Below are 15,070 nucleotides of genomic sequence, written 5' to 3' on the forward strand. Positions count from 1 at the left end.
AAAAAAGGCGTCTTAACCAAGACGCCTTTTTCGTACTAGTATAACTACTTAGAACTGATAGGTCAGACCCGCAACAACCTGATTGTCGCCGTCTTTGCCATCGAGCAGGTTAATTTTGTAACCCACATCAGCAACCATGTTTTTGTTGAAGTAGTAGTCTGTGCCCAGCGCAACGTATTCGGTCAGATCAGTGTTGTTGTTATCACGCGCATGAACGTAAGCCACGTTCGGACGCAGACCAAAATCAAACACATAGGCCGCCATCGCTTCAAAGTGCTGCGCTTTGTCCGCATCCTGAATCAGGTTGTGGGATTCGCCGTACATGGTCGCAACGTAGATAGCGTTTGCATCATATTTCAGGCCAGCACCCCAGAATTCTGCGTTTTCGCCATCCCAACCATTTTGTTTCTGCTGAGCAGTCACAGAACTGTTGGTGTAGGCTGCAATGGCAGATACGCCGGAATCAGCGATATTGTCGTAGCCCAGGGAGAAGCCGTAGCCATTGCCGTGCTGTTTCGTCGGATCCTTATCGGAATCATCCTGACCCTGATATTGCGCGCCCAGGCTCAAGCCATCAACGGCACCAAACAGATTTTTGGTGCGGAGTGTTGCAACGCCAGAAGTGCGTGTAGTAAGGAAGCGGTCAGTATTTTCATAGGAGTCACCGCCGAACTCTGAAAGAGTGTCAGTGTAAGCTCCCACGTCGTAAGCGATACCGTAGTTACGACCGTAGTCAAAGCTAACGTCATGGCCATAATCCAGACCAGCAAACGCCAGACGTGTATTAACACCATTCTGAGAACCTTCTGCTTTAGCGGCATCAAACTGACTTTCAAACTGACCATAGCCAGTCAGTTGATCGTTGATTTGAGTCTCACCGCGAAAACCCAGACGTGCGTAGGTGCCGTCAGCATCGGTGCCGTCAGTCCAAGAGTGGACCGCTTTGACTTTGCCGTACAGATCCAGTTTGTTGCCATCTTTATTATAAATTTCCGCTGCATGAACGGAGGTTACCCCTAATGCCATTACAGCTAATGCCACTACTGACTTTTTCATGTTATTACTCACTTTTAATTGTGAATTTTGCTATCAACTTTGTTATGAAGGCGGAATGCCCACATAAAAAAGTCCCCTCCAGATAAGGGGAAACACCAATAACACACCGAAAAAATATACCAATAAAGGCAATAATGAAGTGGCAAGACCTATTTCAATTTTGGGTTTTAAAGAAAACCCGAACAGAGAGTAATTACTTAGATTCTTCGCTTGTGCTCTCATTAATAGAGCGATGTAACATTAACGCCTCAGCGATAATATCTTGTTTACTTTTACGGGTTTCAAATGCCAGCGTCCGAACATATTCCCATAGAGAAGTATCGACACGGGCACTTAATAGAACCATATCTTTTGATCGGGTTCCCCTGGCTTTTCGGATATCAGGGTAATCTCGAGAGGGCATCGTCATCATCTCCTGAACGCAATAAGACGCTTATGGCGATGAAATATGCAGTCAGTGTAAAAACATGTCAACGGTAAAAAACATTCACAATCGTAATAAAACTGTTAATAAACAGCGGAAAAATGGAACGATATTTCAAGTGAAAGATAACTTGTTTATAGAATAATGTGTAATTTTAACTTTACATATATTCGTTTTTATTCATTTGATTAAAAAAGCATGAATCATTCACATGGATAATGGTATACAGTCAAAACATCATTGCAGCCAATAGGTTACATGTCGTTATTAATGTCTACTTTTACGCAAACCACGTGTTTTTATGCGCTGTTATACCAGGCGGCCCTGCCCTAACCACAGCGGAAATTACTTTGATTCTCACTTAATACAGACCAGTTTTGTCTAAAAATACGCACGAAAAGGTAAAAATAAGGTAAATAGCGCATTTTTTCGCAAGCAAAAATAAGTTGTTTTTAATTGATGAAAATCAATTTACATCACACAGGGGCAGCGAAAAAAATGATCATTGAAGACTATGGAAACCATTTTTTACATGAGGTTTAAGACGTGAAAAGAAAGGTTGCTATGCAATGCCGAGCGGGCCGGAACAGCCCGCATGAGAGGTGGTAAAATCAGGCGTTAACTTTATCGAGCGGCCAGGAGTCAAACAGATAGCCATCGAAGTCGATGTCATCAACATTTGAAAACTCCAGCAGGCGCTGTTTGACGTTTTCCAGATGCTGCCACATCGCCAGCTTGGCCGCGCGGGCATCCTTTTTGATTAACGCCGCCAGGATCTGTTTGTGGTCACCCATCCACTCTTTACGATAGTGGGTATCATCGAGATGGCTATGAAGCTGGATCCACATAGGGTTGTTCTCGCGCCACTGCCATGACTGGCGGAACAGCTCCACCAGCATGCTGTTATGCGTGGCCTCGGCGATAGCGAGATGGAACTGCATATCACCGCTTTCAGAACCATTCGGTTCGCTGGAGGCCAGCTCCCGCTCTTCCAGTTGCAACGCCTGGCGCATTTTGACGATATCTTCGCGGGTGGCCTGCAGCGCGGCAAATTCGGCGATGTTGCTTTCCAGCAGCTGTCGCGCCTGGAGCAGCTCAAACGGGCCTGCATCATTGCAATGATTCACATCCGAACTGTCGATAGTCTGAGCTTCTGCATTGTCGAGCACGTAGATCCCGGCGCCACGACGCACGTCCACCAGACCTTTAATTTCCAGCATGATTAACGCTTCGCGCACCACCGTGCGAGTGACATTGAGTCTCTCGGCGATTTCACGCTCCGGCGGCAAGCGCTCACCAGGCTGGTACGGCGTCTGGACAATCAGATCGCGGATCATTGCACCCACTTCCTGGTAGGGTCTTTGCTGAGAAGTGTTCGATTTCATCGTGTTATGTCCGTCAGATGCGTCAATTCAGAATCCGGAGGCTGGATGACTGCGCACACCTTATCCGGCCTACCAATAACGTTTTTTCGCCTGAACTATAGCATTTGCGGGAAGCCAAAAACAGAAAACGGGTCAACCAAATTAGTATTTTGATTGACCCGTCATACCTGGATGGTTATGCGTCAGCGCTTAACGCTGCAACGCACTCGCGTGCGCCGTGTTCACACAACTGTTGATACGCTGCGGTAACCGTCGCAACAAAGTCGACGTTTTCCGCCAGATCATGACCAAAAATGCCGCTCAACCCCAGCAGAGCCGTCACGCGTTCGGCTCCCTGGAACTGTTGGTTAATGCGCTGGAATTCGGCCTGCATTGGGTCGACAACATCAATGACCTGCCCCTGTTCATCCACACCGTGGGTGTAGCGCATCCAGCCCGCGATGCCCAGTGCCAGATGACGCCAGCCGCTGCCGTTTTGCAGATGCAGACGCACCGGATCCAGCAGGCGCTGTGGCAGTTTCTGGCTGCCGTCCATCGCAATCTGCCAGGTACGGTGGCGCAGAGACGGGTTGCTGAAACGCTCGATCAGCAGCGTCGCGTAGGCGTTGAGATCGGTACCTTCCGGCATCGACAGCGTTGGCGCTTGCTCCTGCATCATCAGCGCAAACGCCGCTTTGCGGTATGCTGGATTGGTCATGGTGTCAGCGATGGTTTCATAACCGCCGAGATAGCCCAGATAAGCGAGGAAAGAGTGGCTGCCGTTGAGCATGCGCAGTTTCATCATTTCAAACGGTACTACGTCGGCAACAAACTGTGCACCAACTTTATCCCAGTCAGGGCGACCGTTAACAAAGTTGTCTTCAATCACCCACTGGCGGAACGGTTCGCAGGCGATAGCGCACGGATCGTAAACGCCCAACTGGTCGGCAATCTCCTGCAACGTTTCCGGCGTTGCCGCCGGAACAATGCGGTCTACCATGGTACACGGGAAGGTGGCGTTCGCTTCAATCCACTGCGCCAGCTGCGGGTCACGCGCCTGCGCCAGGCCCAGCACCGCGACTTTCGCCACATGCCCATTTTCACGCACGTTATCGCAGGACATCACGGTAAAGGCCGCCAGCCCCTGCTCACGACGCAGATGCAGCGCCTGTACGATGTAACCAATCGCCGATTTCGGCGCGGCCGGATTTGCCAGATCGTGTTTAATCAGTGGGTTATTGAGATCTAACTGGCCGCTGGCAGCATCGGTGCAGTAGCCTTTTTCCGTGACCGTCAGCGAGACAATTGCCGTCTGCGGGCGTGCCATGGCCTGTAAAATACCATCACAACCATCAAGCTCCGGGTGCAGGGCTTCTTTCATTGAGCCAATCACTTTCAGCACGGTATTGTCCGCGCCTTTTTCCGCCACGGTATACAGCAATTGTTGCTTGCGCAGGTTTTCAATCAGTATGCAGTCATTACCCGGCATCAGGTTAACTTCACAGATACCCCAGTCGCTGTCGGTGGTTTCCAGCAGATGGTGGGTGTACAGCGCCTGATGCGCGCGGTGAAAAGCGCCGCATCCCAGGTGAACAATGCGGGATTGCAGACGAGAGCTGTCCCATGCGGGGCGCGCAACCGGCAGGTTGCTATTGGCAATTGTCGTTGTCATCGTGAACTCCAGATCCCGTCGGAAAGACCAACGGTGAGAAAAGAAAAAAGCCGGCCAGACAGGCGACCGGCAACACTGCTTTAGCGGCTAAAGAAAGCGCGCTGGATAGCCATCTCAACGCCACGCACTTCCGCCAGGCCTTTCAGGCGACCAATCGCGGAGTAACCTGGGTTGGTTTTCTTTTTCAGGTCGTCAAGCATCTGGTGACCGTGGTCCGGGCGCATAGGGATCAGATCCTCTTTGCCCTCGGCTTTACGGCGCTGTTCTTCCTCAACGATCGCTTTCACCACTTCGTACATGTCAACGTCGCCATTTAGATGCGCCGCTTCATGGAAGGTTTTCGGGTTATCTTCACGCAGCGTGGAGCGCAAATGGGTGAAGTAAATGCGCGGGCCAAACTGTTTGATCATGTCGACCAGGTCGTTATCCGCACGAACGCCGTAGGAGCCGGTACACATGGTGAAACCGTTCGCCATGCTGTTGACCGTATCGACCATCCACTGCATATCTTCCACGGTGGAAACAATGCGTGGCAGGCCAAGGATTGGGCGCGGCGGATCGTCCGGGTGTACCGCCATGCGCACACCAACCTCTTCTGCTACAGGAATAATCGCCTTCAGGAAGACGGCAAAATTCTCACGCAGCGCAGCTTTATCGATATCCTTATAGCGTTCAAGATGCTGGCGGAACTGGTCGAGCGTGTAGCCCTCTTCCGCACCCGGCAAACCGGCGATGATATTGCGGGTCAGACGTGCTTTGTCTTCTTCGCTCATGGTGGTGAAGCGTTCATTCGCCTGCGCAATCTCTTCGGCGGTGTAGTCCGCTTCCGCGCCCGGTCGTTTGAGGATATGCAGCTCAAAGGCGGCAAATTCAATTTGATCGAAACGCAGCGCTTTGGAGCCGTCCGGCAGGACGTATTCCAGGTCGGTACGGGTCCAGTCGAGAACCGGCATAAAGTTGTAGCACACGGTACGAATGCCGCACTCGGCCAGGTTACGCAGGCTTTGCTGGTAGTTGGCAATCCACTGCTGATAGTTGCCGGAACGGGTTTTAATGTCTTCGTGGATCGGTACGCTTTCGACGACCGACCATACCAGGCCCGCCTGCTCAATAATGGCTTTGCGTTTCAGGATCTCATCAACCGTCCACACTTCCCCGTTCGGGATATGGTGCAAGGCAGTGACAACGCCCGTTGCACCCGCCTGACGCACATCCGCTAAGGTGACCGGATCGTTAGGACCATACCAGCGCCATGTCTGTTCCATGTTTTATTCCTCGTTTACGTTATGGACTCGACGATATGGCACATAAATTCCTCCTTTTGGTATTACATGTCAACCTGAAGCGATAAATTGGTTAACCAAATCACGATATCTGCTGACCATACCGCTAATTAACGGCCATACAACCCAGTATTAATGTAAACATGTAACGCAATGTGACATCCATCGCATCATAGGTTGACCAATATATGTAACATCTCAACCAAAATCATAATAGTTCAACCAAAGTAAGGTAGACGTTATATGCACGTTCTCAATATTCTGTGGGTTGTATTCGGCATCGGCCTGATGCTGGTGCTCAATTTAAGATTCAAGATAAACTCGATGGTCGCTCTGCTGTTGGCGGCACTCTCGGTCGGTATGCTGGCGGGAATGGATTTAATGGAACTGCTGCATACCATGAAATCCGGTTTTGGCAGCACGCTGGGTGAGCTGGCGATTATCGTGGTATTCGGGGCCGTCATCGGTAAGCTGATGGTTGATTCCGGGGCAGCGCATCAGATTGCCCATACGCTGCTGGCGCGACTCGGTCTACGTTACGTGCAGCTGTCGGTGATCATTATTGGTCTGATCTTCGGCCTGGCGATGTTCTATGAAGTGGCGTTTATTATGCTGGCACCGCTGGTGATCGTCATTGCCGCGGAAGCGAAGATCCCGTTCCTCAAGCTGGCGATTCCTGCGGTTGCCGCCGCCACCACCGCTCACTCACTGTTCCCACCGCAGCCGGGTCCGGTCGCGCTGGTTAACGCCTACGGCGCTGACATGGGCATGGTTTACATCTACGGTATCCTGGTGACCATTCCGAGCGTGATCTGCGCCGGACTTATCCTGCCGAAATTCCTCGGCAACCTCGATCGTCCAACGCCGTCATTCATGAAGGCCGACGTACCGGTTGACCAGAACAACCTGCCGTCCTTCGGCGTGTCTATTCTGGTGCCGCTGATCCCGGCGATCATCATGATCTCCACCACCATCGCCAACATCTGGCTGGTGAAAGGGACGCAGGCGTGGGAAGTGGTCAACTTCTTAGGCTCCTCGCCGATTGCGATGTTTATCGCCATGGTTGTCGCCTTCGTGCTGTTTGGTACCGCGCGCGGTCATGACATGCAGTGGGTAATGAACGCCTTTGAAAACGCGGTGAAAAGCATCGCCATGGTGATCCTGATCATCGGCGCGGGCGGCGTACTGAAGCAAACCATTATCGATACCGGCATCGGCGATACCATCGGCATGCTGATGTCACACGGCAATATTTCTCCCTACATCATGGCGTGGTTGATAACCGTGCTGATTCGTCTGGCAACGGGTCAGGGCGTGGTCTCAGCCATGACGGCGGCGGGGATTATTAGCGCAGCAATCCTCGACCCGGCAACCGGTCAACTGGTGGGCGTCGACCCGGCGTTGCTGGTGCTGGCAACAGCGGCTGGCTCCAACACGCTGACCCATATCAACGATGCTTCGTTCTGGCTGTTCAAAGGCTACTTTGATCTGTCGGTGAAGGATACGCTGAAAACCTGGGGTCTGCTGGAGCTGGTAAACTCCGTGGTTGGCCTGATAATCGTGTTGATCATCAGCATGATTGCATAACGTTGATACCGCTCTGGCCCACAGCGCCAGAGCGGTTTTCCATCCTGCCTCAACAATCCTCAATAATCAGATATACCGCCTTCACCGGACCATGCACCCCAACCACCTTGATAAGCTCAATATCCGCCGTCGAGCTGGGTCCACTGATGATATTAATGCACGATGGCATACGCTCACCGGCCTGTGCTTTCTGATGCAGTTTTTCTGCCAGCTGCGCCACGCGCGGCAGGATGGTGCTTTTACGCAGCACGAAAATAGAGGACTCCGGCAACAGGCTCAGGGAGCGCCCGCGCTCCGGTGCGGAAAACAGCACCACGCCGCCGGACTCGGTCAGGCCATATTCGGCATACACCACGCCGACTTTCGCCTGCTCGGCCTGGGTAATATTTTCGCTACCACGCGCCGGATCCCAGACCACGGCGTTGCATTCCTGCTGTAAGCGTTCGGTGATACCCAGATCCACCAGCCGGCTGTCGCCGCTCAGCACCACCGGCTGCTGACCCAATTCTTCGCACAGGCGCAGCGCCGCGTCTGCGGCCTGATCCTCGCTGGTCAGTTCGCAGCGGGCCAGCATCACTTCGCTGGCAAACTGGATAAACGCAGAGCAGCGCTGCTCGGGGCTAAGCTCGGTCAGGCGCTCGTTGGCATAGTTGTTAACCGGCGCGGCATCTGCTTGCGGCTCGAAGCGCAGCGGGCGACCCAGCGCCTGGGCGATGGTGTTTAAAAACGCGGTACGGTTATCCATTCTTTTTCTCCTGCGCCTGATGTTTCTTAAACCAGCTACGGAAGCTCTCGCCGTCAGCATCAGGCAGATCGCGCGCCTCCATCCAGTCACCAATCGCGCCAACCTTGAGCGGGGTTTTGCCGCCATTGATAAACCAGCTCGCCGCATGCGCGCCCGCCATCATCCCGACTTTCCACAGCCCCGGATGGCTATTGGCATAGGCGAACATCTTGATCGCCCGTCGCTCGGCTTTCGGCGTAATGCCCTCCTCGGCCATCACCCTGCGATGACGCAGGATCAGTTTTGACAACGGAATACGCACCGGGCAGACGCTGTCACAGGCCGTGCATAAAGAACAGGCGTACGGCAGGTCTTTAAAATCTTTATAGCCACCGAGCAGCGGAGAAATCACCGCGCCGATAGGTCCAGGATAGATAGAGCCATAGCCATGTCCGCCGATGTGGCGGTACGCCGGACAGGTGTTCATACAGGCTCCGCAGCGGATGCAGCGCAGCACATCGCGAAACTCTGAGCCCAGCACCTGCGAGCGACCGTTATCGACAATCACCAGATGGAACTCTTCCGGTCCGTCAACGTTATCCGCCTCACGCGGGCCGGTCAGCCAGGTGTTGTAGCCCGTCAGACGTGCGCCCACGGCGCTGCGCGCCAGCATGGTGATCAGCACATCCACCTCGGCAAAGGTCGGCGCGATACGCTCCATGCCCATCACCGCAATGTGCGTTTTCGGCAGCGTGGTGCACATGCGCGCGTTGCCTTCGTTGGTCACCAGACACACCGAGCCGGTTTCCGCCACGGCAAAGTTACAGCCAGTAATACCGATTTCGGCACTGAGGAAATCCTCGCGGATCTTCTGACGAATGAACAAAGTCATAGCTTCCGGGGTTTCCGGGCCGTCGTACCCCAGACGTTCGTTCAGCACGCGGCGGATCTGGTAGCGATCTTTATGAATCGCCGGAACCACGACGTGCGAAGGCGGATCCTGATCCAACTGCAGAATATATTCCCCGAGATCGGTTTCGATCACCTTGATTCCGGCATCCTGCAGCACGTGGTTGACGCCGATTTCTTCGGTCACCATCGACTTGGACTTCACCACCTTCTTCGCATTTTTACTCTGCGCGACCTGCAAAATGTAGCGAGTGGCATCTTCTTTGGTTTTGGCGAAATAGACGTGTCCGCCGTTTTCCGTCACTTTCTCGGAGAGTTGGTACAGGTAAGCGTCGAGGTTGCTCAGAACGTGATCGCGGATCTGGCTGGCACGATCGCGCCAGTCTTCCCAGTGGCCTAACTCATCGACCATTTTTTGCCGATTCGCGCCGATACGCTCCTGCGCATTAGCCACGGCTTTGCGCATGATCGGATCTTCTATCTGCTGACGAATACGCAGTTTAAATTCTACATCGCTGGTTTTTATCGACATCTCTTTCCCCTCAGCGGCTCATCAGCACTTCAGCAATATGCATCACTTTGACCGGCTGGCCTTCCCGTTGCAGTCGGCCGCCAATGTTCAGCAGGCAGCTAACGTCTGCGCCAATCAAATATTCCGGCTTTGCATCCATCAGATGTAAGACTTTCTCTTTCACCATCTCACCGGATATCTCGGCCATCTTGACCGAGAACGTCCCGCCAAAGCCGCAACAGGTATCCTGATCGGCAAACGTCAACAGCTCCAGTCCGCGCACGTTTTTCAGCAGCGTAAGCGGCTCTTCCTTCACTCCCAGTTTGCGGGTCAAGCTACAGGAAGGATGATACACAGCGCGGCCCTGCAGGCTGGCACCAACGTCCACCACGCCCAGTTTGTTGACGATAAAGGAGGTGAGATCCTGCATACGCGCGGAAACTTTCTCAGCACGCAGCGCCCATTCCGGTTCATCGGCCAGATACGTCGGGTAGCTTTTTACCGCGTAGGTGCAGGAGCCTGCCGGAGAGATAATCGGGTAGTCGTTGTCTTCCAGCGCGGCGATCAGGTTTTTCATCCCGGGGATCGCCTCTTTGATGTATCCGCTGTTGATGGCTGGCTGACCGCAACACCCTTGCTTCTCGGGGAAATTCACGCGACAACCCAGTTTTTCCAGCAGCAATACGGAGTCTCGTGCCATCCGTGATTTCAGTGCGTCACCAATGCAGGTAACAAAGAAATTTACATTCACAATAACTACTCCATTGCTTCATTTCTGTTTATTGCGCTTGATATCGCGATATCAAGCAAAGATTCAGCTGTATTTCACACCCAGTTTTTGTATTTGCTTGTTTTACTAATGTCTGGGTTCATTATGATGCACGGATCGTTTTCCTTTGATAGCGACTCTCCTCTTCTTATATCAGGACAATCGCAAATGTCTGTATTTTCATTTGTATGACAAAATCAAATAATCCCCTAATCAACATGCATATGCAATACCCATGTTTATTTATTTCGGACTTGCTCACATTTTTATATTGAAAACAACAGTGTTATTAACACCTTATAAAATAGTTTCGAATGATTACTACCTTCGTCACTACCATTATTAAAAATGTTATTAAATAACCACTTATGGGTATTTACCTTGCTCTTAAGTATATTTATCTGGCATTTAATTTTAATTAAAAGATTACAATAGTTACAAAACCACAAATCATAATTACTTTATTCACTGAAGCGATTCAGTTTACATATTTTATTTACACAGCAATGTAGCCTTCCCGCCATAAATATAAATCAGGTTTAATGAACCAATCAGGAATAGCAATGAACGAATATTTTATGTTTGCCCTGGCACTCTCTCCTTTACTACTTATGGTATTTTTAATACTGAAATTAAAAATGCCCATCCATTATTCCGTACTGATTTCTTTGGTATTCACCGCTGCACTATCGGCAATATTCTGGGAAATGCCCGTACAAAATCTGAAAGCCGCGATAGGCTATGGCGCACTGAAGGGACTATGGCCGATCGTGATTGTGATCCTCGGCGCTATCTTCAGTTATAACGTCATGCAAGCGACCAAAGCACTGGATATTTTGCGCGATATTCTCGCCAGCATTAGCGAAGATAAGCGTATTCAGGTGCTGCTGATTTCATGGTGTTTTGGTGGATTTCTTGAAGCTGCAGCGGGCTATGGCACGGCGGTCGCTATTCCGATCGGCATTCTCATTGCGCTGGGATTCAACCCGCTGAAAGCAGCGATTGCTTCTCTCGTGGCGAATACCGTTCCCACCGCATTCGGCGCGGTCGGGATCCCGGTTTCTATTCTGGCTGAACAGGTTAATCTGCCGGTTTATACCTTAGGCGGAACCATTATTTTGCAGCTCGCGCTGTTTAATATCCTGCTGCCGTTTGTGATTGTCTGCATTATTGGCGGCGGCCTGAAAGCCATTCGTGGCGTATTTCTGATCACGTTGATTTGCGGCATTTCCACGCTGATTCCGCAATATTTTGTCGCCATTCATCTTGGCGCGGAATTACCCGCCTTTGCCGGTAGCCTGGTCAGCCTGTTTGCCGTGGCGATGGTCAGTCGCCTGCGCAAAGGGAAAACCGATCCCGAGTGGCGCATTGAGGTCAGCCATACCCGCGAAACCACGCCGCGCTCGGCAAAAGTGCTGTTCCGCGTGGGCTCTATCTATCTGTTTATTTTTGTGTTTATCCTGCTGTGTTCGCCGCTGTTCCCGACAATAAAAGGCGCGGCGTCCCAACTGGCTTCGGTGCTGCATTTCACGTTGGCTGACGGTAAAACGATGGCACTGAAAGTTGAATGGGTGACCACACCAGGGATGCTGATCATCTTTGCGACCATTATCGGCGGTTTTATTCAGGGGGCGTCCGCACGCGGGATGCTGGAAGTATTTATCAAAACCATTTTCCAGCTTAAAAACTCTATCGTCGCAATTATGGCGATCGTCGCGCTGGCCACGGTGATGGATCTCAGCGGGATTATCTCCACGCTGGCGCAGTCGATTGTCGATCTGACCGGCAGCTCATACGTCTTCCTCGCACCGGTGATTGGCGCTCTGGGCACGTTCGTTACCGGCAGCGATACCAACTCGAATATTCTGTTCGGCAAGCTGCAAACCATTGCTGCCAGCAAGTTGCATATCGATCCTAACTGGCTGGCGGCGGCCAATACCTCTGGCGCTACGGGGGGGAAAATGATTTCGCCGCAAAGCATCGCCATCGCGGTTTCTGCCACCAAAATGGACGGTCAGGCCAACCAGATTATGTCTGGCACCATGAAATACTGCTGCGCCTACATTGTGATCCTCGGCCTGAAAGTCGGTCTGTTTTATTACTGGTTTATGGCGTAAACCATTGTCAACCCCGTCAAATTCGCGGCAATCGTATTTGACGACACAGTGACCAAAAAGGTTTACACCGCCCCAGGAACGGAACGAGGCAACAGACTTTACGATTTGTCGGCGCTGACTAAAATAGCGCCGATGTTTCAAATCGAGGATTGTTGTTATGTTGTTCTGGAAAAAGATGGTGAAGAAGTTCGACGCCTTTTCCGCGTTGATTCCACCACGCTACTTCCGCGTGTAATACCTGGCACTTATGCCTGATGGCGCTTCGCTTATCAGGCCTACATTTCACACTCATTTGTAGGCCTGCGTTTCACGCTCATTTGTTGGCCGGATAAGGCGCGAGCCGCATCCGGCAGCAACAGCAGCGTAAAATACTCACCCCTTCCTCTTACGCAGACCGCATGCTCTTAACACCGCCACCCACAGACGAAGCCACGCGAAACGGTAGACCAGAGGATGCTGAAGCCGCAGCAATGTCAGAAACATAGAGCCCCCTCGTGGCGCTACAGTACCGCTGCCCGATAGCGAATTTGCGGATCCATTATCTGGTGACGCGCATCTATCAGCCGCAGTTCATACGAATCATGCTCTTTCGTCAGTCGCATCACCGCATCGACGACACTGGTGGTCCGCTCCAGCGCCTGCTTGTCCTCATAACCATTGAGCAGTGAGGCCAGCATCACGCAGCAAATCAGATCCCCAACGCCCACCGGCATTTTGGCAAAGGTATACAGCGGCCGGGCAATGTGTAACGTCTGTTCCGGCGTCACCAGCAGCATTTCAAACGCCTGTTTGTCCCGCGAACAGTCGCCGAGATGCTTCACCAGCACCTTCTTCACACCCCACGACACCAGCTGCTGCGCAGCTTCCACCACCTCGTCAAAACCACGCAGTTGTCTGCCCGTCAGCACGCCCAGCTCATAGAGATTCGGTCCCATGATGTCGGCCAGTTGAATGGCATCATCGACAAAAAAGGACTCTACGCCCTGCGCGACAATGCAGCCTTTTTGCGGGTCGCCCATCACCGGATCGCAAAAATAGAGCGCCTGCGGATTACGCTGACGAATGGTGGTGACCGCGTGCATCACCTCTTCACAATGACGTTTATCCCCGAGATACCCGGACAGCACGGCATCGCATTGCGCCAGCTTTTGCAGGTCATCCAGCCCGCTGATGATGGCACTCAGCTCGCCGTGCGGCATCGCCATGCCCTGCCACATCCCGTACTGGGTGTGGTTGGAAAACTGTACGGTGTAAAACGGCCAGACATCGATCCCCGAAAGCTGCATCGGCAGCACAGCGGCTTTATTTCCGGCATAGCCATAAACGACTGACGACTGAACAGACAACACGTTTTTCATTTTGACTCCGTCTAACGAAACGTTGGCAGCAGACCAAATACGTCCAGAACAACCGTCAGATAGACAACCGCCCCACAGACAATCACCAGGTTAAGCACGGTGTTATTACAGGGCGCGGTATAGCTGGCGGTCGGAAAACGTTTCCGTGCGGCTTTCACCAGGAACGGCGGCAGGATCACGCTCCAGATGGTAAAGGCCAGACCGGCGTAGCCAATCGCGTGCACAAAACCGTTCGGGAAGAAGAAGCATACTGCGGCTGGCGGGAAGTAGGTCACCAGCGCGGTTTTCAGGCGGCCCATGCCGTCATCCGGGAAGTGAAACAGGTCGGCGATGTAATCGAACAAGCCAAGGGTCGCCGCCAGCAGAGAACTGGCTACTGCGAAGTTGCCGAAGAAGGTCAGGATCAGATCCATATACCGGCTGGTGAACAGCTCGCTGATGGCTTCAACAAACACGTCGATATTGCCGCCTTTGGCGATAATTGGCGGGAACGCGGAACGGCTGATGTTACCCATCGTGACGCCCAGCCAGAAGATGTACAGCAGCAGGGCAAACAGCGTACCGATGATAATCGAACGCGTGATATTCGAGACCCCACTCTTGCCATACAGCTTGACCAGGCTCGGCACGTTACCGTGAAAACCAAACGAGATAATACAGAACGGCAGCGTCATCAGAATGTAAGGCAGGTACTGTGAGTTGGGCAGCGCCACCGCCACGCTGTCGACAAGTTTCGCCACTTCAATATGACCAACCAGCCCGGAGAAAGTAGCAAAGAACGCGATAAACTTACCGATAATCAACACAGTAGTGATGCGTCCGACCAGCAAAGAGCTGTACCAGGCAATCGCGCCGACCAGCATACTGACGATCACCACCGAGATATTCGCCGGAAAGCGCACGCCGCTGTATTTGAACACGGTTTGCGCCATCACCGCTGACGATCCGGAAATATAGGCATAGGTCAGAATATACAGCACAAAGCCGAAAGCGATACCGACCACAATATTCCACTTACGGCCTAATAAATCCTGAGTAAAGGTATTAAAACTGGCACCAGCGCCATAATGCAGGTTGACTTCAACCAGCATCAGACCGGTTAATAACATCATGATGGCGATAAACAGAAGAATAACAGACGCACCGGGGAACCATACGCCGGCCATCGCAATCGGCAGGGAGAACATCCCGCCACCCACTACGGTCGCGATAACCAACATGGTTCCGCTAATCAGTCCGGGGGTACTACTCTGTCGCTCAATGGCATTAATATCCATGATAAATGTTCCTGTAGAC

At 52.2% G+C, this 15,070-nt stretch carries 11 protein-coding genes; 2 read left to right on the plus strand and 9 right to left on the minus strand.

Annotated features, from left to right (window positions below; translation table 11 throughout):
* Positions 1-48: 48 nt before the first annotated feature.
* The 4 genes from OGY13_RS10275 to uxuA all read right to left on the minus strand — a co-directional run bounded on the left by OGY13_RS10275 (position 49) and on the right by uxuA (position 5,781).
* Positions 49-1,056, minus strand: coding sequence for a porin (locus tag OGY13_RS10275; RefSeq protein WP_111466172.1), 1,008 nt, complete (start codon positions 1,054-1,056; stop codon positions 49-51).
* A gap of 1,035 nt (positions 1,057-2,091) precedes the next feature.
* Positions 2,092-2,865: a Uxu operon transcriptional regulator gene (uxuR, locus tag OGY13_RS10280; RefSeq protein ID WP_008786090.1), complete on the minus strand. Its 774-nt coding sequence runs from the start codon at positions 2,863-2,865 to the stop codon at positions 2,092-2,094.
* 175 nt (positions 2,866-3,040) lie between these two features.
* On the minus strand, positions 3,041-4,516 hold the full coding sequence (locus OGY13_RS10285) for a fructuronate reductase (protein WP_137377269.1): 1,476 nt from the start codon (positions 4,514-4,516) through the stop codon (positions 3,041-3,043).
* 80 nt (positions 4,517-4,596) lie between these two features.
* Positions 4,597-5,781 (minus strand): mannonate dehydratase, encoded by a 1,185-nt coding sequence (gene uxuA / locus OGY13_RS10290; RefSeq protein ID WP_032942283.1) that lies wholly within the window; start codon positions 5,779-5,781, stop codon positions 4,597-4,599.
* Positions 5,782-6,042: 261 nt separating this feature from the next.
* Between uxuA and gntP the strand changes: the two genes are divergently transcribed.
* Positions 6,043-7,386, plus strand: a complete 1,344-nt coding sequence (gntP, locus tag OGY13_RS10295; RefSeq protein WP_003033260.1) for a gluconate permease GntP — start codon at positions 6,043-6,045, stop codon at positions 7,384-7,386.
* Between the two features lie 49 nt (positions 7,387-7,435).
* Here the strand turns inward: gntP and OGY13_RS10300 are convergent, their stop codons facing one another.
* From OGY13_RS10300 to OGY13_RS10310, 3 genes are read right to left on the minus strand one after another with little or no spacing between them, the layout of a single operon-like run.
* A complete protein-coding gene (locus OGY13_RS10300) occupies positions 7,436-8,131 on the minus strand; it encodes a LutC/YkgG family protein (protein WP_137377268.1) in 696 nt (231 codons plus the stop codon).
* On the minus strand, positions 8,124-9,551 hold the full coding sequence (locus OGY13_RS10305; RefSeq protein WP_137377267.1) for a LutB/LldF family L-lactate oxidation iron-sulfur protein: 1,428 nt from the start codon (positions 9,549-9,551) through the stop codon (positions 8,124-8,126). The genes OGY13_RS10300 and OGY13_RS10305 overlap by 8 nt, the downstream gene beginning before the upstream one ends.
* 10 nt (positions 9,552-9,561) lie before the next feature.
* Positions 9,562-10,281, minus strand: a complete 720-nt coding sequence (locus OGY13_RS10310; protein WP_079934440.1) for a (Fe-S)-binding protein — start codon at positions 10,279-10,281, stop codon at positions 9,562-9,564.
* Positions 10,282-10,862: 581 nt separating this feature from the next.
* Here OGY13_RS10310 and OGY13_RS10315 point away from each other — a divergent pair.
* The gene (locus OGY13_RS10315; protein ID WP_057068974.1) at positions 10,863-12,416 is read left to right on the plus strand and encodes an L-lactate permease; all 1,554 of its coding nucleotides are present in this window, start codon (positions 10,863-10,865) and stop codon (positions 12,414-12,416) included.
* A gap of 500 nt (positions 12,417-12,916) precedes the next feature.
* Here the strand turns inward: OGY13_RS10315 and pdxY are convergent, their stop codons facing one another.
* Complete coding sequence (gene pdxY, locus OGY13_RS10320) at positions 12,917-13,774, minus strand: pyridoxal kinase PdxY (RefSeq protein ID WP_286593730.1); 858 nt, start codon at positions 13,772-13,774, stop codon at positions 12,917-12,919.
* 11 nt (positions 13,775-13,785) lie between these two features.
* A complete protein-coding gene (locus OGY13_RS10325; protein WP_032942280.1) occupies positions 13,786-15,051 on the minus strand; it encodes an aromatic amino acid transporter in 1,266 nt (421 codons plus the stop codon).
* Between the last annotated feature and the right edge of the window lie 19 nt (positions 15,052-15,070).

The sequence above is a fragment of the Citrobacter sp. Cpo045 genome, from assembly GCF_030332875.1.
In the GTDB taxonomy this organism is placed as follows: domain Bacteria; phylum Pseudomonadota; class Gammaproteobacteria; order Enterobacterales; family Enterobacteriaceae; genus Citrobacter; species Citrobacter portucalensis.